Below are 321 nucleotides of genomic sequence, written 5' to 3'. Positions count from 1 at the left end.
TTCCGGGGCCAGCCGTTGATCCTGGATGTGTCTGCAGGGCGGTCTTCGGTGAGTGTGGCTGGCGGCTATCTACAGGTGCGAGTTGCCGAGCCTGACAGCGAGGCTGCCGTGCAGCAGGCGGTGGAGCGCTGGCTTCGCCAACAGGCACGCCCGTTGTTTGAGGACAGCATTGAGCGGCAGTTCGGCTGGTTTGCCGGGCAAGGTTATACGCGCCCGGTATTACGGGTAAAAAAAATGCGTACCCGTTGGGGCTCACTGTCGGCAAAAGGGTACATCAACCTGAACATGGCCCTGCTGCACTACCCGCCAGCGGCACTGGAT

General features: G+C 61.4%; 1 protein-coding gene. It reads left to right on the top strand.

All coding sequences use genetic code 11. From position 1 onward, the window contains the following. Positions 1-321: YgjP-like metallopeptidase domain-containing protein (locus tag A3730_RS11570; protein ID WP_156501161.1), on the top strand; the 321-nt coding region annotated here is incomplete at both ends.

This window comes from Alcanivorax sp. HI0044 (assembly GCF_001634945.1).
Note: the sequence above shows the minus strand (reverse complement) of the source record. Positions and strands in the feature narration are given on the sequence as shown.